This is a genomic window from Pseudomonas sp. FG47 (genome assembly GCF_057809115.1).
Genome location: NZ_JBMDJI010000023.1, coordinates 44,076 through 63,141 on the forward strand (window position 1 = coordinate 44,076; position 19,066 = coordinate 63,141).

A 19,066-nucleotide genomic window follows, 5' to 3' on the forward strand; every position below is an offset into this window, starting at 1 on the left:
CTGTGCGACAGCGCCCTGATTCGAGGCTGTGACTATGAGCGTTCTGATCCCCTGCATCATCGCTGGCGGCGCCGGCACCCGATTGTGGCCGGTGTCCCGCGAGGCCATGCCCAAGCCGTTCATGCGCCTGCCCGACGGCATGAGCCTGCTGCAGAAAACCTTCAGCCGGGCCCGCGCCCTGCCTGGCGTGGAACGCGTGCTCACGGTGACCAACCGCGAGGTCTACTTCCGCACCCAGGACGAATATCGCCAGCTTGGCACCCAGGGCCTGGCGCTGGACTTCATCCTCGAACCCTTCGGCCGCAACACCGCCCCCGCCATCGCCGCGGCAGCCCTGCACTGTGCCCGGCTGTATGGCGAGGACAGCCTGCTGTTGGTACTGCCCGCCGATCACCTGGTGCAGGACCAGGACGCCTTCCAGCAGGCCGTCGAGCATGCCCGCCAACTGGCCTCCCAGGGCTGGCTGACCACCTTTGGCCTGCTGCCGACCCGCGCCGAGACCGGCTTTGGCTACATAGAACAGGGCCAGCCGCTCGACGAGCAGGCCTATCGGGTTGCCCGCTTCGTCGAAAAACCCGACGCAGACACGGCACTGGGTTATCTGAAGGACGGCCGATACCTGTGGAATGCCGGCATGTTCTGCCTGCGCGTCGACACCCTGCTGGCCGAACTGCAGGCCCACGCCCCCGAAGTCTTGCTCAACATGGGCCAATGCCTGGAGGCCAGCCAGGTCAAGGCAGGCGCTGGCGACCTGCAGGTGGAGCTGGACGGCGAGCACTTCGCCCAGGCCCCCGACCTGTCCATCGACTACGCGCTGATGGAGCGCTCCAGCCAAGTGGCCGTGGTGCCCTGCGACATCGGCTGGCGCGATATCGGCAGCTGGGAAGCGGTGCGCGAGCTGCGCCCGGCTGACGACCAAGGCAACCATTGCAACGGCGAAACCGTGCTGCACGATGTCAGCAACTGCTACATCGACGCGCCCCGGCGCCTGGTCGGCGCCGTGGGGCTGGACAACCTGATCGTCATCGACACCCCCGACGCGCTGCTGATCGCCGACGCCGCGCGCAGCCAGGAGGTCAAGCTGATCGCCCAGCGGCTCAAGCGCCAGGGCCATGATGCCTATCGCCTGCACCGTACCGTGACCCGTCCCTGGGGCCTGTTCACCGTGCTCGAGGAAGGGCCTCGGTTCAAGATCAAGCGCATCATGGTGCGCCCCGGTGAATCCTTGTCGCTGCAGATGCATCACCACCGCAGCGAGCACTGGATCGTGGTCAGCGGCATGGCCTGCGTGACCAACGGCGAGGAGGAGTTCTTGCTCGACACCAACGAGTCCACCTTCATCAAGCCCGGCCGCAGCCATCGCCTGACCAACCCCGGGGTGATCGACCTGGTGATGATCGAAGTACAGAGCGGCGAGTACCTGGGCGAAGACGACATCGTACGCTTTACTGATATCTATGGACGCGCCCCGGCCGCCGCCCTCGGGTGACGGCCAGTGGGCGCGTCTTGCCATCCTGGGCCGACAACCGGCCAACCGCGAGGAATCCGGCTCATGCGCATACTCTGGACCCTGCCCTACCTGCCCTGGCCAACCACCAGCGGCAGCAAGACCCGGCAATACCACCTGCTGCGCGCCCTGGCCCAGCACGGCCACCGGATCACCTTGCTGGTGCAGTCCAAAGTACCCTTGGGCGAGGCTGCGCGCGAGGCCCTGGTGCCATTCGTCGAACGCTTGATCGTGCTGCCCCGGCGGGCACTGCACAGCCCGCTCAACCTGCTGGCCTCGCCGATCATCGATTACCCGATGCGCGCCATCATCAACGGCCTGGCGCCCTGCCTGCGGCACCGCTTCGAACAACTGCTGGACGAACCCTGGGACGTGATCCAGATCGAGCACAGCTACAGCTTCCAGCCGTTCGAGAAGGCCTTGCAGGCCCGCGGCTTGCCCTACATGCTCAGCGAGCACTACCTGGAATCGGTGATGGGCGCCGCCTGCCACGACCGCCTACCCCTGTGGCTGCGGCCGCTGAACGCCTTCGACCGCTGGCGCTACCGGCGCTGGGAGCAACGAGTGCTACGCCAGCCCACCGAGGTAGTGGCGGTCAGCGCCCACGACGCCGAGCTGATCGGCCAGATCAGCGGGCGCCCGGTGAACGTGGTGGTCAATGGCGTAGACTGCGACCACTACCAGGATGTGCGCCCCACCCCGCATAGCCAACGCCTGCTGTTCGTCGGCAACTTCGAGTACGGCGCCAACCTGGAGGCCATCGAATGGGCACTGGAGGAGATCCTGCCCCAGGTATGGATGAGCAACCCAGCGGTGCGCCTGGCCATTGCCGGGCACGCCCTGCCGGCCAGTTGGAAGCTGCACTGGAACGACCCGCGCATCGAGTGGGTTGGCTATCGACCCGACCTGCGCGAGCTGCAACGCCGCTCGGCGCTATTCTTCGCGCCATTGCGCCATGCTGGCGGCTCCAAGGTGAAAATCCTCGAGGCCATGGCCGCGGGATTGCCAGTGATCACCACCAGCAAGGGGGTTTCGGGGCTGACCGTGAACACAGGCGAGCACTACCTGGGCAGCGACGATGGCGGCCAACTGGCGCTGCTTATCACGCAACTGCTCAATCAGCCCGCGCGCATGAGCCAGCTCGGCGAGGCCGGCCGGGCATTCGTGCGCCAACGCCATGACTGGAGCGTCGCCGCCCAGCAACTGGAGAACGTGCACATGCGCCTGACCCAGCTGGCCCCCGCAGGCAACAGCCCCCTGGGCGGCGTGCTAGCCAAGTAGCTCGCTGAACGGAATGAACGTCACCAGCTCGCCTTGGCGCGGCGTTGTGCCTTCACGCACCTCCACCACCCCGTCGGCCCAGGCCGCGCTGCGCAGCACCCCGGAACTCTGGTTCTTGTAGATGCGCGCCTGGCCGTCCTCGATGCGCGCGCGCAGGTATTCGCGACGATTGCCCGGCCTGGGCCAGTCGAACCCGGCTGGCACGCTGAAGCACAGCGGCGCGACCTTGCTCACGCCTTGCCGGCGCAGCAGGTAGGGACGAGCCAGCAAACCAAAGGTCACCAGGGTCGAGGCCGGGTTGCCCGGCAGGCCGATCACCGGCACTCCCTGGTAGTGACCAAAGGTCAACGGCTTGCCCGGCTTGATCGCCAGCTTCCACAGCGCCAGCTCGCCAGCTTCGCGCAGGGCCAGGCCAAGGTAGTCGGCTTCGCCCACCGAGACGCCACCGGTGGAGAGGATCAGGTCGACATCACCCAGGCCACCCAGGCAGCGCCGGGTACGCTCGAGGTCGTCCGGCAGGATGCCGGCGTCCAGTACCTCGCAGCCCAGACGCTGCAACCAGCTGACCAGCAGGCGGCGGTTGCTGTTGTAGATCTGCCCCGGGCCAAGCGACAGGCCGGGCTCGACCAGTTCGTCACCGGTCGACAGCACCGCCACCCGCGGCCGGCGTACCACCTCCAGCTCCGCGAACCCCAAGGTCGCTGCCAACCCGAGCTGGATCGGGCCCAGGCGCGTGCCAGCAGCGATCACCAACTCGCCGACACGGGTTTCCTGCCCCTTGGGGCGCACGTTCTGGCCCAGGGCCAATGGCTCGACAAAGCGCACCCGGCCGTCCTCGAGTACCTCGGCGTTTTCTTGCATCTCGACGCAATCGGCGCCCTCAGGCAACGGCGCCCCGGTGAAGATCCGCGCGCAGGTGCCTGGCTGCAGCGGCTCTGGCGCATGACCGGCGAAGATGCGCTGGGTCACTGCCAGCGGCTCGCCCTGCCAGTCCGCCAGGCGCAGGGCGTAGCCGTCCATGGCGCTGTTGGGCCAGGGCGGCAAATCGAGCCCGGCAAGCAGATCGCAGGCCAGCACCCGACCTTCGGCAGCGCCCAGGGCCACGCGCTCGGTCGTCGTGATAGGTGCGGCCTCGGCCAGCGCCAACAAGCGTTCGAGAGCCTCTTCCAGCGGCATCAATGGCCGCGCCGGGGCCACCTCAACCACGGCTGTCACAGGCCGCTGCCTGCTTCAGGTGCGGGACGAAGTTGCACGGCCGGTGACGGGCGTCCAACTGCTCGGCGAGGATGCCATCCCAGCCGGTACGCACGGCGTTGGTCGAGCCCGGCAGGCAGCAGACCAGCGTCCCGTTGGCCAGGCCGGCCAGGGCGCGGGACTGCACAGTGGAGGTGCCAATGTCGGCCACCGAGATCTGCCGGAACAATTCGCCGAAGCCTTCGACCTGCTTGTCCAGCAGGCAGGCCACGGCTTCCGGGGTGCTGTCGCGCCCGGTGAAACCGGTGCCGCCGGTGATCAGCACCACTTGCACCTGCTCGTCGGCGATCCAGGTGGCGACCTGGGCGCGGATCTTGTACAGGTCGTCCTTGAGCAGCACCCGCGCCGCCAGGCGATGGCCCGCGGCACTCAGGCGGTCGACGAACAGTTGGCCGGAGGTGTCGGTGTCGAAGGTACGGGTATCGCTGACCGTGAGCACGGCGATGTTCAGCGGCACGAAGGGGGTATCAGCCTTGGCTTTCATGGGGGTCCGTCACGCGGGAGGGGAATGTGCGCTGTTATATCACAGGCCACCGACAACGAACGCCGCCTTGTTCTTGGTCAATGCCCCGACGATGGCGCTATGCTGCACTTTGCAAGGAACTTGCGTGGACGCCCTGCGTCTTAATGTCATCTAGCACCATTGCACTGGAGAAACACGATGATCCAACGGACCCTTCCCGCCTTCCTGCTTGCCCTGGGCCTGGGCGCCCTCGCCGGCTGCGCCTCGCCTACCGTCATCACCCTGAACGACGGTCGCGAAATCCAGGCGGTGGACACGCCGAAGTACGATGACGACTCCGGTTTCTACGAGTTCGAGCAGCTCGACGGCAAGCGCGCGCGCATCAACAAGGACCAGATCCGTACCGTCAAGGAGCTGTGATCCAGCCCCTGTTTTTCAGCGCAACTCCTTTTTGCAACAAGGGGTTGCGTTGAAAAAATCGATGCAGTAGCATTTCGGACATCGGAGTGTAGCGCAGCCAGGTAGCGCGTCTCGTTCGGGACGAGAAGGCCGCAGGTTCGAATCCTGTCTCTCCGACCATATCCGACAAAAAGCCCGCCGCGCGCGGGCTTTTTGTTGCCTGCGCTAAACCCCAGGAGCCGGCAGCACCGGCACGTGCAGCAGCTGCAGCCGCGCGCTGCTCCATTCGCGGGTTTTGTTGATCAGTTCAAGGTCGTTATTCAGCTTCTGGCCGTAGCTTGGCAGGATCTCCTTGAGCTTGGTCTGCCATGCAGGGGTATCGATACGCTCCTTGAAGGCCTTCTCCAGCACACCGAGCATGATCGGCGCGGCAGTCGAGGCACCAGGGGACGCGCCCAGCAGCGCGACGATGCTGCCATCCTGCGCGGCCACCACTTCGGTACCGAACTGCAGCACACCGCCGTGCATGGGGTCTCTCCTGACCACCTGCACCCGCTGGCCGGCCTGCAACAGTTTCCAGTCCTCGCCCTTGGCGTTGGGGAAGTACTCGCGCAGCATCGCCATGCGCTCATCGAAGCCAAGCATCGACTGGCCCATCAGGTAGGTGCCGAGCTCAGTATTGTCGAGGCCGGCATGCAGCAGCGGGCTGATGTTGTCGGTGGTCAGCACGGCGAACCAGTCCAGCAGCGAACCATGCTTGAGGTACTGGATGGAGAAGCTCGCGAAAGGGCCGAACAACAGCACTTGCCTGCCATCGATCATCCGCGTGTCGAGATGCGGCACCGACATCGGCGGCGCACTCACCGACGCCTTGCCGTACAGCTTGGCCTGATGCCGGGCCACCAGGTCCGGGTTGTCGCTCATCAGGAACTGGCCGCCGACCGGGAAGCCGGCATAACCTTCGGCTTCAGGGATGCCGGACTTCTGCAGCAGCTTGAGGGCCCCGCCACCGGCGCCGATGAAAACGAAACGCGCCTTCACTGCCGCTTCGCGCCCTGAATTGGCCAGATCCGCCACCACCACGTTCCAACTGCCATCGTCGTTGCGCTTGATATCACGCACTTCTTGACCCAGGTGCAGCTTGACGTTGGGATTGCGGGTCATCGAGGCAAACAGCTGGCGGGTGATCTCACCAAAATTGACATCGGTGCCTATGGCCATCCGCGTAGCCGCGACCCGCTGCCCTGGATCACGGCCTTCGATCAGCAGCGCTGCCCACTTGCGGATCTGCTCGTGGTCCTCGGTGATTTCCATGCCGCGAAACAGCGCACTGTGCTGTAGCGCCGCGACGCGCTTGTGCAGGAAGGCGATGTTCTCATCGCCCCAGACAAAGCTCATGTGCGGCACATTGTTGATGAACGAAGGCGGGTTGCTCAGCACACCCTGCTCGACCTGGTAGGCCCAGAACTGCTTGGACAGCTCGAACTGTTCATTGACCTCGACAGCCTTGCCGATATCGATGCTGCCGTCCTCGGCGAGCCTGGTGTAGTTCAGCTCGCAGAAGGCTGAATGACCGGTGCCGGCGTTGTTCCAGGCGTTGGAGCTTTCCTCGGCGACCTGATCCAGGCGCTCGTAGACGGCGATTTTCCACGCAGGTTCCAGCTCGGCGAGGTAGGTGCCGAGGCTGGCGCTCATGATACCGCCGCCGATCAGCAGGACATCAACGGTCTTTTCTGGGACGGCGGGCTTGGAGCAACCGATGACGCCCAGGCACAGGAGCGTCAGCAGGAACTTCTTCATTGGATCTTTCCGGTTGTAGGTGTTCACGCGGGGGCGATAGCGAAGAACGTGCCAACCGGTTTGCGCCCCTGTTGCGGGGGCCGAAGCGCTGGGGACATGGCGACAAACCGCCATGCAAGAGCTGGATGCCAGCGCCTGGCTGGCGGGTTTCCCCCGTTTCTTGCGCGAGCTTGAGTATCGCGCACCTAGCCGCAGGAAGGGGTACTCGAACGAGTATCAAGGCTTTTCGTACAGAGCTTGGGACTTGCCGGGGCTGCGCTGCAGCCCCGGTAATCTCGCATTCAAGTGGCCCTTGATCGCACACGCCTGGCAACGCTGCGCGCGGGTGCCAGGACTCAGCGCGCCGGCGCGAGCTTGCCCTTGTCGTCGGAGAAAACGATCTCGACCCGCCGGTTCTGCGCCCTGCCCCGCTCCGAAGCATTGGCCTCCACCGGGTACTGGTCGCCATAACCCTCGACCTGGATACGCTTTTCATCGACCCCCAGGTCGACCAGCATATCGGCTACCGACTGGGCGCGATCGCGCGACAGCTTGAGGTTGTCCTCGGATGCACCGGTGCTATCGGTGTAGCCCTCGATCCGCACCACGCGCCGCGGATTGAGCTGAAGGAACTGCACCAGCTTGAGGACCGTGCGGCTTGCCGAGCTCTTCAGCTCCGCCTGGCCTGTATCGAACAGCACATCGCCCAAGGTCATCACCAGGCCACGATCGGTCTGCTCGGACGCCAGCGCGGCGATCTGCGCCTCGACGAACTTGCCCTGCTGCTGCACGCTGGCCAACTTGGCCTCGCGCAGCGCCAGTTGCAGACGCTGGCGCTCCAGGTCGAGCTTGCTCAGGCGCTCCTGGCTTAGCGCCAGGTTGGCGTGCTCGCGGGCGATCTCGCTGTAGCGCTGGCTCAGGTAGGCGTAGTGGCGCACGTCGCTGCCAGTCCCCACATAGCCGGCCAGGCGTTCGGCACGCCCCAGGGACTCGCCCGCACGGATCACGTCGCGCGGCGCGCTGCGCAACACATCGGAATCGTCCTTGACCTTCTGGAACGCCGCGCTGGCATCTTCCAACGACGACTCGCTGCGCTGGCTGGCGCAACCCTGCAGGCCGACCAGGCCCAACAGCACCAGCGCGACGGGCATGAGGCGGCTCATGGCTGCACCTCCAATTGCTTGCGCAGGCGCTTGATACGCGACTGCATGACCTGCAACTGCTCCTCGCTTTTCTGATTCAGCACCCGCGCCTCGGCCAGGCGTGCATCCAGCTCAGCCTGCTCGGCACGCATGCGCGCATCACGATAGCGCTCACTGATCATGTTGCTCTTGGCGCGGGCCAGCTTGTCTTCGGCCAGCTTGAATTCCGCCACCTGCTCGGTGGCACCGACAGCCTTGGCCTGTTCCAGGGCCTGCTCGGACAGGCGCAACTGTTCATTAGGTGCCGGATCGTTGGCACAACCGGCCAGGCCAAGCATGGCCAGGGCAAGCATCAGGGGTTGGGTTCTCACGCACTCTTCCTACTGTTTAGGGGCGCCCTGCGACGCCTGCATCTGCGCTTTCCAGCGCTCCACATTGCGCTGCAGCACAGCCTCGCTCGCCCCGGAGATCGGTAATTCTGTCAGCTTTTTCGCCAGTTGTCCGCGCAACCAGCTGTCGTTGCATGCCGAGTTATGCGACACCGCCAGGTACAGACCTGGCCGGTCCACCGGCAAGCCCCTGGCGATCAGGTCGTCGCTCACACCCAGGCTCTGGGCCATGGCCATGCCGGAGTAACGGCCGGCAAGCACATAGTCGACCTGGCCCAGCACCAGTTTCTGGAACGCCTGGGTAAGGTTCTGCGCCGGCGCAAGCTTCAGCTGGGCCTTGGCGAAAGCCTCGAAGGCGGGTGTCAGCCGCGCCTTCTCTGACAAGCCGCCGCGGTATTGGGCCAGGTCTGCCGGGCCGTTGAACTCGAGTACCGCGTCGTGGCGAGTCCAGACCAGGTACTCGTTGAGTTGCAAGGCCGGATGGATATAGTCCAGGGCGGTCAACTGAGTGACCTGCATCGGCGTATCGAGCAGCAGGTCGATGCGCCCGCTACGCACCTCGTCGAGCGCCTGCTCGCGCTTGCCGGCGTGCAGCACCTCGATCTTCAGGCCCAACTCGTCGGCCACCTGGCGCAGCAAGTCGACATTGGCCCCGACCAGGTGCTTCGGGTCTTGCGGGTCCTGCCATGAATACGGCGGCGCATCCGGGCTGCCGGTGGCCACCAGGCGTTCGCATTTACCTAGCGCCCATACCGGGCTCGACAGCAGCGCCAAGGCGCAGGCCAGCATCCCCTTGCTCGAACGAAACACCATGCAACCACTCCCCACCTGCGCAACGACAGCCATGAAAAAACCCGGACCGCCAAGGGCGGGCCGGGTTCTTTATAAGTGAAGCAGGCGGATCAGACCAGCTTTTCCAGCTCCGGTACTGCTTCGAACAGGTCGGCGACCAGGCCGTAGTCGGCTACCTGGAAGATCGGCGCCTCTTCGTCCTTGTTGATCGCGACGATCACTTTCGAGTCCTTCATGCCGGCCAGATGCTGGATCGCGCCGGAGATACCGACGGCAATGTACAGCTGCGGCGCGACGATCTTGCCGGTCTGGCCGACCTGCATGTCGTTCGGCACGAAGCCTGCATCGACCGCGGCGCGCGAGGCACCGACCGCGGCGCCGAGCTTGTCGGCCAGGGCATAGAGGTGCTTGAAGTTGTCACCGTTGCCCATGCCGCGACCGCCAGAAACGACGATCTTGGCGGAGGTCAGTTCCGGACGGTCGGACTTGGCCAGTTCTTCGCCGACGAAGGCCGACTTGCCGGCATCGTGAGCGGCAGCGACAGCTTCGACAGCGGCCGAGCCACCTTCGGCGGCCACGGCGTCAAAGCCGGTGGTGCGCACGGTGATGACCTTGACGGCGGCGTTCGACTGCACGGTAGCGATGGCGTTACCGGCGTAGATCGGACGCTTGAAGGTATCGGCCGATTCCACCGAAATGATCTCGGAGATCTGGTCGACATCCAGCAGCGCGGCAACCCGCGGCAAGATGTTCTTGCCGTTGGTGGTGGCCGGGGCCAGCACGTGGCTGTAACCCTTGGCCAGCTCGACCAGCAGCGGCGCGACGTTTTCCGGCAGGGCATGGGCGTAGGCCGCGTTGTCGGCGACCAGCACCTTGGCAACGCCTGCGATCTTGGCGGCGGACTCGGCGACGCCACCGACGTTCTGGCCTGCGACCAGCACGTGGATATCACCACCGATCTTGGCGGCAGCAGCGACAGTGTTCAGGGTGGCCGGGGCTACGGCACCGTTCTCGTGTTCAGCGACAACCAGGATAGTCATTTAGATTACCTTCGCTTCGTTCTTCAGCTTCTCGACCAGTTCGGCCACCGACTTGACCTTGATACCAGCGCTGCGTGCAGCCGGCGCCTCGACTTTCAGGGTCTTGTTGGTGGAGGCGAGGGATACGCCCAGCGCGTCCGGAGTCAGGGTCTCCAGCGGCTTCTTCTTGGCCTTCATGATGTTCGGCAGCGACGCGTAGCGCGGCTCGTTCAGACGCAGGTCGGTGGTGACGATCGCCGGCAGGTTCAGCGCTACGGTCTGCAGGCCGCCGTCGATTTCACGGGTGACGTTGACCTTGTCGCCAGCGACTTCCACCTTGGAGGCGAAGGTGCCCTGGGCGAAGCCGGTCAGCGCGGCCAGCATCTGGCCGGTCTGGTTGTTGTCGCTGTCGATGGCCTGCTTGCCGAGGATCACCAGCTGCGGCTGTTCCTTGTCGACAACGGCTTTCAACGCCTTGGCCACGGCCAGCGAGTTCAACTCGTCGGCGGCTTCGACCAGGATGGCACGGTCGGCGCCCAGGGCCAGGGCGGTACGCAGTTGCTCCTGCGCCGCGGTCGGGCCGATGCTGACGACGACGATCTCGCTCGCCACGCCCTTCTCTTTAAGGCGCACGGCTTCTTCCACGGCGATTTCGCAGAAGGGGTTCATGGACATCTTGACGTTTGCAAGGTCGACGCCGGAGTTGTCCGCCTTGACGCGAACCTTGACGTTGTAGTCGACCACTCGTTTGACAGCTACAAGAACCTTCATGGATTCCTCGTTACTCTCCGGTGAAAAGAAGATCGCCTGGGGACTGCCCGGCGAATGCGCGTGGGTACAAGGGCACCTCTAAAAACGTGTCGACACCGGCAATGTTCAACTGACCGATCAGTCCTTTTTCGACCCTTGCCGGGCAAAACCCGCGGGTCATTTCCTGTGGTGCCGTGTAAACTCCACTACAACACCTGATTCGGCCCGTAAACCCTGCGCCACGCTGGTCTTTAGGGGTGCACCTGCGCCCGACGGTCAGCCTACGGCGAACGCGAAAGCGCTCGTATCTTGACCGTAACACCCAATCCGGTCAATACGGCAAATTGGCCAGCCTCCAGCCGCCTACCTGTGATTCTACGGGCCTCCGGCAAATTCAAACAAACGTTTGTATTGGACCCGCCAAGTGGTGTAGATATAATGCGCGGCCAAGACAAAACGGTGTAGTCCGTCACCTGCGAAGCTACAGCACCTGCAATGCCGCGCGTGACCGTGAGCACCCATAAAAGACAAGCAACAGCGATGAGCCTTGAGTAGGAGAGAACCTGTGGAACGCGAATACATGGAATTCGACGTGGTCATCGTCGGCGCAGGCCCGGCGGGCCTGTCCGCCGCCTGCCGCCTGAAGCAGAAGGCCGCCGAAGCCGGTAGCGAGATCAGCGTCTGCGTGGTCGAGAAAGGCTCCGAAGTCGGCGCTCATATTCTCTCCGGCGCGGTGTTCGAACCGCGCGCCCTGAACGAACTGTTCCCCGACTGGAAAGAACTGGGCGCGCCGCTGAACACCGAAGTGAAGCGCGACGACATCTATGTGCTCAAGGATGCCGGCAGCTCGACAAAAGTGCCTGACCTGTTCGTGCCCAAGACCATGCACAACCAGGGCAACTACATCATCTCGCTGGGCAATCTGTGCCGCTGGCTGGCCCAGCAGGCCGAGAACCTCGGCGTCGAGATCTACCCGGGCTTCGCCGCCCAGGAAGCGCTGTTCGACGAAAACGGCGTGGTCCGGGGCATCGTTACCGGCGACCTCGGTGTCGACCGCGAAGGCAACCCGAAGGACGGCCTGTACACCCCGGGCATGGAACTGCGCGCCAAGTACACCCTGTTCGCCGAAGGCTGCCGCGGCCACATCGGCAAGCAACTGATCAAGCGCTTCGACCTGGACAACGAATCCGACGTCCAGCACTACGGCATCGGCCTCAAGGAAATCTGGGAAATCGACCCGGCCAAGCACGAGCAGGGCCTGGTGGTGCACACCGCCGGCTGGCCGCTGGACGTGATGAGCAAGGACAACACCGGCGGCTCGTTCCTCTATCACCTGGAGAACAACCAGGTGGTAGTTGGCCTGATCGTCGACCTGTCCTACTCCAACCCATACTTGTCGCCGTTCGACGAGTTCCAGCGCCTCAAGCACCACCCGGTGATGAGCCAGTACCTCGAAGGCGGCAAGCGCATCAGCTACGGTGCCCGCGCCATCTGCAAAGGCGGCTTCAACTCGCTGCCGAAAATGGTCTTCAATGGCGGCGCGCTGATCGGCTGTGACCTGGGCACCCTGAACTTCGCCAAGATCAAGGGCAGCCACACCGCGATGAAATCCGGCATGCTCGCCGCCGACGCGGTGGCCGATGCCCTGATCGCCGGCAGCGAGGGTGGCGACCAGCTCAATGGTTATGTCAGCGCATTCAAGGCCAGTTGGCTGTACGAAGAACTGTTCGCCAGCCGCAACTTCGGCCCGGCGATGCACAAGTTCGGCCCACTGCTGGGTGCTGCCTTCAACTACGTCGACCAGAACTGGTTCGGCGGCAAGCTGCCGTTCACCCTGCACGACACCAAGCCAGACTACGCCTGCCTGAAGCTCGCCGCCGACTCGCAGAAAATCGAGTACCCGAAACCGGATGGCAAGCTCAGCTTCGACAAGCTCAGCTCGGTGTTCCTCTCCAGCACCAACCATGAAGAGGAACAACCCTGCCACCTGAAGCTGACCGACCCGAATATCCCGATCGCCAGCAACCTGCCGCTGTACGACGAACCGGCGCAGCGCTACTGCCCGGCTGGTGTGTACGAGGTAGTCACCCAGGAAGATGGCAGCAAGCGCTTCCAGATCAACGCGCAGAACTGCGTGCACTGCAAGACCTGCGACATCAAGGACCCGGCCCAGAACATCACCTGGGTCACCCCGGAAGGCGCTGGCGGGCCGACTTACCCAAACATGTAAGGCCTGCCCTGACAGCAATGAAAAGCCCCCTGGCCATCCGGCCCGGGGGCTTTTTCGTCTCAGCCGCTGCGCACTTCCTCGCACAGGTCGGGGGGCGCTCGAGCAGCTTGATCAGCGCGACCGGTGGACAATAGCCACCACCCGGAAGTCTGCCCCACCGCCCGCCAACCGTTATCGGCTCATTTGTCAGCGCACATGATCGACACCGGTTCCATCGCAAAGGCCAAAGGCTCGCGACGCCCGAAATACAGCGCCGTCAGCAGCCCCACGCTGCCCATGATCAGACAAAAACCGACACACACCCACGGGCTCCATGGCATCAGCGCAATCAGCGCCAACGGCGTGGTGCTGGCCCACAGCGCATAGGCCAGGTTGTAAGTGAAGGAAATGCCCGACACACGGATCTCGGCCGGGAACAGCCCGACCATCACCGACGGCACCACCCCCACCACGCCGCAGCAAAGCCCCGCCAGCGCATAGGCCAACCAAGTCATGCCCCACTGCCCGACCAGGCTGGCATACAACACGCCGATACCCAACGGCAACAGCAAGCTGTAGAGCATCAGCGCGCGCCAGGCGCCGACGCGGTCGACCAGCAGCCCGGCCAGCACGCAACCAAGGTTGAGGAAGACGATGCCCACGCTGCTCAGGGCGAAGGTATGCCCGGCTGTCATGCCGAAACGCTGCTGCATCACCGTCGGGGTGATCACCACCAGCACCACCACCGCCGAGGTCAGCACGCAGGTCAGCAACGCCGCCGGGATCAGCGCCCGACGATGCTCGCCCAGCACCCGCCGCAGCGGGAAGCTCACCGGTGGCTCCCGGCGCGCGCGCAAGGCAAGGAACACTGGTGTTTCGCTGAGCCAGCGGCGCAACCAGACACCGATGACGCCGAATACCCCACCCAGCAGGAATGGGTAGCGCCAGGCGTAATCGAGGATTTCCTGGGGGTTGAAGAGCTGCGCCAGCAAGGTAGCGGTCAAGGCACCGAGCAGGTAGCCAAAGGTCAACCCGGCCTGGAGAAAGCCCAGGGCATAGCCGCGCCGTCCCGCCGGCGCGTGCTCGGCGACGAAGGTCCAGGCACTGGGCACCTCGCCGCCGACCGCGGCGCCTTGCAGGATGCGCAGCGCCAGCAGGATCAGCGGCGCGGCATAGCCGATGTCGGCATAGGTCGGCATCACCCCGATCAGCAGGCACGGCAGGGCCATCATCAGGATGCTCAGGCTGAACACCCGCTTGCGCCCCAGGTGGTCGGCGAAATGCGCCATGAGGATGCCGCCCAGTGGCCGCGCCAAGTAGCCGGTGACGAAGATCCCGAAGCTCTGCAGCAGACGCAGCCACTCGGGCATCTCGGGCGGGAAAAACAGCTGGCTGAGGGTCAGGGCGAAAAATACGAAGATGATGAAATCGTAGATTTCCAGGGCGCCGCCCAGCGCCGCCAGACCCAGGGTCCGATGGTCGCCGCGGCTGAACCGGGGCGGGCGGGCGGTATCGATGGCAGTCATGGCAGGTTCCGCAACTTGGCAAAAGGCCAAGAGGATAGCAAAAGCCCGCCGCTAACGGCTCAGGAGCTGCGGCTGAACACCGTCGGCGCCAGGCTGGCGCGCCGTCGCGCATAGCCGGGGCTGGCGGCCAGCCCCGCCGGCAGCGGTAACTGGCCAACCAGCACCGGCAGGTCGATGATCGCCATGAACGACTCCAGCGCCTCGCTGTCGGGTGCGCGCGGCAGGCTGATGCTCACCGCATGGCGATCGTTCGGCGCCACCGCCGGCACCTTGAGGTGCGGCGCGTGGTAGAGCAGTGCGTGCTGGATCTGCGAACTGACCCGACAGAACCGGGCCAGGTCGACGCCGGCATGGCTGGCCAGCTCGATGTTGCCGATCAGCAGGTTGAACGGCTGCAGGGCACTGTGCACCAGGCGCTGCAGGTCGTCGAAACTGTCGACCGGAGCGATCCGGTAGTAACCCAGGCCATTGAGCATCTTCTCCAGCTGCAGGCGCTGCTCGGGATGCTCGTCGGCGATGAGAATGCGCATGGCTTTATTGGGCATCGTACGGGCCTGGGCAGTGAGGTGAGAGAACGAGGCTCCATGACCATACTGCGCCCGTGCGGGCAGCGCCGGGCGAATCGCCCGCGCAGGGTCTTTCTTGATAGTTGTCGTGAAACAACCAGAAATCAAGCTACTCGCTCACGGAATTTTCACATTCCTGCGACCTGCTCATGACTCCCAGTGGCGCATGCGCACCCGGCAGTGTTTCATGGCGTTGACGATGTGCTTTTCCACCAGGCTGCGGGAGATACCCAGGCGCTCGGCGATCTGGCTGTGGGACAAGCCATCGAGCTTGCGCAGCAGGAAACTGTCGCGACAAGGCGCGCTCAACTCGTCCAGGGCCTGCTGCATCAAGGCCAGGCGCTGGTCTTGCTGCATGCCCTGCACCGGCGCCGGGGTGTGCCAGCGCTCATCCTGATCGAGCACTTCCAGCGGCTCGGTCTGGCGCACCAGATGGCGCCGATGGCGGTCGACCACCAGGTTGAGCGCGGTACGGTAGAGGAACGCGCGAGGGTGCTCGATCTGCTCGCCGGCGGTACGCTCCAGCACCCGCAGATAGGCATCATGGGCGACGTCCTCGGCAGCCTGGCGACTGCCGAGGCGGGCGCTGAGAAAGTTCACCAATTCGCGATAGTAATGTTCCACGATGGCACCTGGCGCCTCCCTGCTCGAGCGCGGACCTGGCTGGGAGGCGGGTCTGGATGATGTCAGGGTGCGATCTTACAAATTATAATTATTCTCAGCAACACACCGTTCGCCCCTACCTTGCGCTAAATCATGCCGGCCCGGGTTCGTTTATCGTCAGACCCCAAGCGTGCCGCCCGCGACGCGGCACTCGCCCTTCCCTCTGGCTGGAAGCCCGCATGACACGCACATCCCCCCCCCGCCGCCGGGTACTGCTCGGCACCCTTGGCCTGCTCGGCCTCGGCAGCCTGGTGGCCTGGCAGAGCCTGCCATTGGGCGGTGCACCGGTCAGCACGGTGCCGGTGACCCGCGCCGACATCGAAAGCAGCGTCACCGCCCTGGGCACCCTGCAGCCACGCCGCTACGTCGACGTTGGCGCCCAAGCCTCGGGACAGATCCGCAAGCTGCATGTCGAAGCCGGCGACGAAGTTCGCCAGGGCCAGTTGCTGGTGGAAATCGATCCATCCACCCAACAGGCCAAGCTCGACGCCGGGCGGTTTTCGATCGAGAACCTCAAGGCCCAGCTCGCCGAGCAACGCGCCCAATATCAACTGGCCCAGCAGCAGCACCGGCGCCAAAGCGACCTGGCCGCGGCCGGCGCCACCCGCCAGGAAGACCTGCAGGCGGCGCAAGCGCAACTCAAGGTGACCCAGGCACGCATCGACATGTACCAGGCGCAGATCCGCCAGGCCCAGGCCAGCCTGCGCAGCGACGAAGCCGAGCTGGGCTACACCCGCATCTATGCGCCGATGAGCGGCACCGTGGTGGCGGTGGACGCCCGCGAAGGCCAGACCCTCAACGCCCAGCAACAGACGCCGCTGATCCTGCGCATCGCCAAGCTCTCGCCGATGACGGTCTGGGCCCAGGTTTCCGAAGCCGATATCGGCAAGGTCAAACCGGGCATGACCGCGTACTTCACCACCCTCGCCGGCGGCAAGCGCCGTTGGACCAGCCGCGTGCGGCAGATCCTGCCGATCCCGCCCAAGCCCCTGGAGCAGGCCAGCCAGGGCAGCGGCAGCCCGGCCAGCGCCAGCGCCGGCACTACCGGCAGCAAAGTGGTGCAGTACACCGTGTTGCTGGATGTCGACAACCCCGACGGCGCCCTGATGGCCGAGATGACCAGCCAGGTGTTCTTTGTCGCCGGCCAGGCCAGCCAGGTACTGAGCGCGCCCTTGGCAGCGCTGGAGGATGGCCCAGGTGACGGCCTGCGTCTGGCCCAGGTACTCAACAGCCAAGGCAAGGTAGAGGCGCGCCAGGTGCGCACGGGCCTGGCCGACCGGCTGCGCGTGCAGATCCTCGACGGGCTGAACGAAGGCGAGCGCCTGGTCATTGGCGGCCCCAGCGCCAGCGGAGGTTGACATGAGCACTGCGCTGATCGAGCTGTGTGACATCCGCAAGGTCTATGGCGGCGTCGACTCGCCGCAGGTCGAGGTCTTGCGCGGCATCAGCCTGAGCATCCATCCAGGCGAGTTCGTCGCCATCGTCGGTGCCTCCGGCTCGGGCAAATCGACCCTCATGAACATCCTCGGCTGCCTGGATCGCCCCAGTAGCGGCAGCTACCGCTTCGCCGGCCGCGACGTGGCCGAACTGGACAGCGACGAGCTGGCCTGGCTGCGCCGCGAAGCCTTCGGTTTCGTGTTCCAGGGCTACCACCTGATTCCTTCGGGCTCGGCCCAGGAAAACGTCGAGATGCCGGCCATCTATGCCGGCACGCCCCCTGCCGAACGCCATGCCCGCGCCCACGCCCTGCTTGAGCGCCTGGGCCTGGCCAGCCGCACCGGCAATCGTCCGCACCAGTTGTCCGGCGGCCAGCAACAACGCGTCTCGATCGCCAGGGCCTTGATGAACGGCGGCCACATCATCCTCGCCGACGAACCCACCGGCGCGCTGGATAGCCATAGCGGCGCCGAGGTCATGGCCCTGCTCGACGAGCTGGCCAGCCAGGGCCACGTGATCATCCTCATCACCCACGACCGTGAAGTCGCCGCCCGCGCCCAACGGGTCATCGAAGTCCGCGATGGCCAGGTGGTCAGCGATTCGGCCGCCGAGCAACCGCCCGCGGTCACCCATGCGTCCTTGCAAGCCGATGACCTGCGCCAGCGCCTCGACCGCGGCGCCACCCTCAAGGGCGCCTGGAAAGGCGAACTGCTCGAGGCCCTGCAAGCTGCCTGGCGCGTCATGTGGATCAACCGTTTTCGCACCGCCCTGACCTTGCTCGGTATCGTCATCGGCGTGGCGTCGGTGGTGGTCATGCTGGCCGTGGGTGAAGGCAGCAAGCGCCAGGTGATGGCGCAGATGGCCGCGTTCGGCTCGAATATCCTCTACCTCAACGGCAAGGAGGCCTCCGAGCGCGAGCCTGGCGGTATCGTGACCCTCGACGATGTCGACGCCATTGCCCAACTGCCGCAGGTGCGCCATGTGATGCCGGTGATCGGCGACAAGCTGATGGTGCGCCAGGGCAACAACAGCCTGCAGGTCTATGTCGGCGGCAACAACACCTGGTTTTCCGAGGTGTTCGACTGGCCGGTGGCCGAGGGCAGCTTCTACAGCGCAGCCGACGAAGCCAGCGGCGCCGCCGTGGCGGTGATCGGCTCCAAGGTGCGGGACAAGCTGTTCCCCGACGCCAGCAACCCGCTTGGCCGCTATGTACTGATCGGCAATGTGCCATTCCAGGTGGTCGGCGTGCTGGTGGCCAAGGGCGCAAGTTCGGGCCAACAGGACGCCGACGAACGCATCGCCGTGCCCTACTCCGCCGCGGCGATCCGCCTGTTCGGCAGTCGCGATCCCGAGTACGTGGCCATCGCCGCCCACGACTCCAGGCACGTGAGCGAGACGGAACAGGCGATCGATCGCCTGCTGCGCCAGCGCCACCAGGGCAAGCACGATTACGAACTGACCAACTCCGCGGCGTTGATCCAGGCCGAGGCCCGCACCCAGAACAGCCTGTCGCTGATGCTCGGCGCAATCGCGGCGATTTCCCTGCTGGTCGGCGGCATCGGCGTGATGAACATCATGCTCATGACCGTGCGCGAACGCACCCGGGAGATCGGCATCCGCATGGCCACCGGCGCACGCCAGCGCGACATCCTGCGGCAGTTCCTCACCGAGGCGGTGATGCTATCGATGGTCGGCGGGGTCACCGGCATCGTCCTGGCCCTGGCCATCGGTGGCGGCCTGCTGCTGGCCAGCATCGCCGTGGCCTTCACCTTGCCCGCCATGCTCGGTGCCTTTGCCTGTGCAGTGATCACCGGGGTGATGTTCGGTTTCATGCCGGCCCGCAAGGCCGCCCGCCTCGACCCGGTCAAGGCCCTTACCAGCGAATAACCC

17 protein-coding genes and 1 tRNA gene are annotated in these 19,066 nt (G+C 65.0%); 7 read left to right on the forward strand and 11 right to left on the reverse strand.

Features of this window, described 5'->3' with window-relative positions; genetic code table 11:
- The first annotated feature begins 34 nt into the window (after window positions 1-34).
- Complete coding sequence (locus tag ACODS5_RS17260) at window positions 35-1,489, forward strand: mannose-1-phosphate guanylyltransferase/mannose-6-phosphate isomerase (protein ID WP_134691762.1); 1,455 nt, start codon at window positions 35-37, stop codon at window positions 1,487-1,489.
- Between the two features lie 63 nt (window positions 1,490-1,552).
- A complete protein-coding gene (locus ACODS5_RS17265; RefSeq protein ID WP_134691763.1) occupies window positions 1,553-2,788 on the forward strand; it encodes a glycosyltransferase family 4 protein in 1,236 nt (411 codons plus the stop codon).
- Here the strand turns inward: ACODS5_RS17265 and ACODS5_RS17270 are convergent.
- Both ACODS5_RS17270 and moaB read right to left on the reverse strand, forming a co-directional pair.
- On the reverse strand, window positions 2,777-3,964 hold the full coding sequence (locus ACODS5_RS17270; protein ID WP_489109255.1) for a molybdopterin molybdotransferase MoeA: 1,188 nt from the start codon (window positions 3,962-3,964) through the stop codon (window positions 2,777-2,779). The genes ACODS5_RS17265 and ACODS5_RS17270 overlap by 12 nt on opposite strands.
- Before the next feature lie 22 nt (window positions 3,965-3,986).
- Window positions 3,987-4,526 carry a molybdenum cofactor biosynthesis protein B gene (moaB, locus tag ACODS5_RS17275; protein ID WP_217853722.1) on the reverse strand — a complete coding sequence of 180 codons (540 nt, stop codon included), beginning with the start codon at window positions 4,524-4,526 and terminating at the stop codon, window positions 3,987-3,989.
- A 177-nt stretch (window positions 4,527-4,703) separates the two neighbouring features.
- Between moaB and ACODS5_RS17280 the strand changes: the two genes are divergently transcribed.
- Window positions 4,704-4,925 (forward strand): YgdI/YgdR family lipoprotein, encoded by a 222-nt coding sequence (locus ACODS5_RS17280; protein WP_134691765.1) that lies wholly within the window; start codon window positions 4,704-4,706, stop codon window positions 4,923-4,925.
- Window positions 4,926-5,007: 82 nt separating this feature from the next.
- Window positions 5,008-5,084, forward strand: a tRNA-Pro gene (locus tag ACODS5_RS17285).
- Window positions 5,085-5,129: 45 nt separating this feature from the next.
- Here the strand turns inward: ACODS5_RS17285 and mqo are convergent.
- From mqo to ACODS5_RS17315, 6 genes are all read right to left on the reverse strand, one after another.
- On the reverse strand, window positions 5,130-6,704 hold the full coding sequence (mqo, locus tag ACODS5_RS17290; protein ID WP_489109243.1) for a malate dehydrogenase (quinone): 1,575 nt from the start codon (window positions 6,702-6,704) through the stop codon (window positions 5,130-5,132).
- A 335-nt stretch (window positions 6,705-7,039) separates the two neighbouring features.
- A complete protein-coding gene (locus ACODS5_RS17295; RefSeq protein WP_134691767.1) occupies window positions 7,040-7,846 on the reverse strand; it encodes an OmpA family protein in 807 nt (268 codons plus the stop codon).
- Window positions 7,843-8,196, reverse strand: a complete 354-nt coding sequence (locus ACODS5_RS17300; protein WP_134691768.1) for a DUF4398 domain-containing protein — start codon at window positions 8,194-8,196, stop codon at window positions 7,843-7,845. The genes ACODS5_RS17295 and ACODS5_RS17300 overlap by 4 nt, the downstream gene beginning before the upstream one ends.
- A gap of 9 nt (window positions 8,197-8,205) precedes the next feature.
- Window positions 8,206-9,027, reverse strand: coding sequence for a substrate-binding periplasmic protein (locus ACODS5_RS17305; protein WP_489109244.1), 822 nt, complete (start codon window positions 9,025-9,027; stop codon window positions 8,206-8,208).
- Window positions 9,028-9,116: 89 nt separating this feature from the next.
- Window positions 9,117-10,046 carry an electron transfer flavoprotein subunit alpha/FixB family protein gene (locus ACODS5_RS17310; RefSeq protein ID WP_489109245.1) on the reverse strand — a complete coding sequence of 310 codons (930 nt, stop codon included), beginning with the start codon at window positions 10,044-10,046 and terminating at the stop codon, window positions 9,117-9,119.
- Entirely contained in the window at window positions 10,047-10,796 is a 750-nt protein-coding gene (locus tag ACODS5_RS17315; protein ID WP_134691771.1) for an electron transfer flavoprotein subunit beta/FixA family protein, read from the reverse strand.
- Between the two features lie 544 nt (window positions 10,797-11,340).
- On the opposite strand from ACODS5_RS17315, the gene ACODS5_RS17320 reads away from it, so the two are divergent.
- Window positions 11,341-13,005: an electron transfer flavoprotein-ubiquinone oxidoreductase gene (locus ACODS5_RS17320; protein ID WP_134691772.1), complete on the forward strand. Its 1,665-nt coding sequence runs from the start codon at window positions 11,341-11,343 to the stop codon at window positions 13,003-13,005.
- Window positions 13,006-13,184: 179 nt separating this feature from the next.
- Here ACODS5_RS17320 and ACODS5_RS17325 read toward each other — a convergent pair whose 3' ends face one another.
- The 3 genes from ACODS5_RS17325 to ACODS5_RS17335 form a co-directional block, all read right to left on the reverse strand.
- Window positions 13,185-14,510 carry an MFS transporter gene (locus tag ACODS5_RS17325; protein WP_134691773.1) on the reverse strand — a complete coding sequence of 442 codons (1,326 nt, stop codon included), beginning with the start codon at window positions 14,508-14,510 and terminating at the stop codon, window positions 13,185-13,187.
- Between the two features lie 59 nt (window positions 14,511-14,569).
- Complete coding sequence (locus ACODS5_RS17330; protein WP_134691774.1) at window positions 14,570-15,055, reverse strand: histidine kinase; 486 nt, start codon at window positions 15,053-15,055, stop codon at window positions 14,570-14,572.
- 168 nt (window positions 15,056-15,223) lie between these two features.
- Window positions 15,224-15,766: a sigma-70 family RNA polymerase sigma factor gene (locus ACODS5_RS17335; RefSeq protein ID WP_256660269.1), complete on the reverse strand. Its 543-nt coding sequence runs from the start codon at window positions 15,764-15,766 to the stop codon at window positions 15,224-15,226.
- A 152-nt stretch (window positions 15,767-15,918) separates the two neighbouring features.
- Here ACODS5_RS17335 and ACODS5_RS17340 point away from each other — a divergent pair, with 152 nt between their 5' ends.
- On the forward strand, window positions 15,919-17,097 hold the full coding sequence (locus ACODS5_RS17340; RefSeq protein ID WP_134691776.1) for an efflux RND transporter periplasmic adaptor subunit: 1,179 nt from the start codon (window positions 15,919-15,921) through the stop codon (window positions 17,095-17,097).
- Window position 17,098: 1 nt separating this feature from the next.
- Window positions 17,099-19,063 carry a MacB family efflux pump subunit gene (locus ACODS5_RS17345; RefSeq protein ID WP_134691777.1) on the forward strand — a complete coding sequence of 655 codons (1,965 nt, stop codon included), beginning with the start codon at window positions 17,099-17,101 and terminating at the stop codon, window positions 19,061-19,063.
- Window positions 19,064-19,066: the final 3 nt, after the last annotated feature.

Coding starts and splice junctions, on each gene's coding strand:
- ACODS5_RS17325 (WP_134691773.1), bottom strand. CDS start 14,510: ATGACTGCCATCGATACCGCCCGCCCGCCCCGGTTCAGCCGCGGCGAC.
- ACODS5_RS17305 (WP_489109244.1), bottom strand. CDS start 9,027: ATGGTGTTTCGTTCGAGCAAGGGGATGCTGGCCTGCGCCTTGGCGCTG.
- ACODS5_RS17265 (WP_134691763.1), top strand. CDS start 1,553: ATGCGCATACTCTGGACCCTGCCCTACCTGCCCTGGCCAACCACCAGC.
- ACODS5_RS17260 (WP_134691762.1), top strand. CDS start 35: ATGAGCGTTCTGATCCCCTGCATCATCGCTGGCGGCGCCGGCACCCGA.
- ACODS5_RS17315 (WP_134691771.1), bottom strand. CDS start 10,796: ATGAAGGTTCTTGTAGCTGTCAAACGAGTGGTCGACTACAACGTCAAG.
- moaB (WP_217853722.1), bottom strand. CDS start 4,526: ATGAAAGCCAAGGCTGATACCCCCTTCGTGCCGCTGAACATCGCCGTG.
- ACODS5_RS17295 (WP_134691767.1), bottom strand. CDS start 7,846: ATGAGCCGCCTCATGCCCGTCGCGCTGGTGCTGTTGGGCCTGGTCGGC.
- ACODS5_RS17330 (WP_134691774.1), bottom strand. CDS start 15,055: ATGCCCAATAAAGCCATGCGCATTCTCATCGCCGACGAGCATCCCGAG.
- ACODS5_RS17340 (WP_134691776.1), top strand. CDS start 15,919: ATGACACGCACATCCCCCCCCCGCCGCCGGGTACTGCTCGGCACCCTT.
- ACODS5_RS17280 (WP_134691765.1), top strand. CDS start 4,704: ATGATCCAACGGACCCTTCCCGCCTTCCTGCTTGCCCTGGGCCTGGGC.
- ACODS5_RS17345 (WP_134691777.1), top strand. CDS start 17,099: ATGAGCACTGCGCTGATCGAGCTGTGTGACATCCGCAAGGTCTATGGC.
- ACODS5_RS17270 (WP_489109255.1), bottom strand. CDS start 3,964: ATGCCGCTGGAAGAGGCTCTCGAACGCTTGTTGGCGCTGGCCGAGGCC.
- ACODS5_RS17310 (WP_489109245.1), bottom strand. CDS start 10,046: ATGACTATCCTGGTTGTCGCTGAACACGAGAACGGTGCCGTAGCCCCG.
- mqo (WP_489109243.1), bottom strand. CDS start 6,704: ATGAAGAAGTTCCTGCTGACGCTCCTGTGCCTGGGCGTCATCGGTTGC.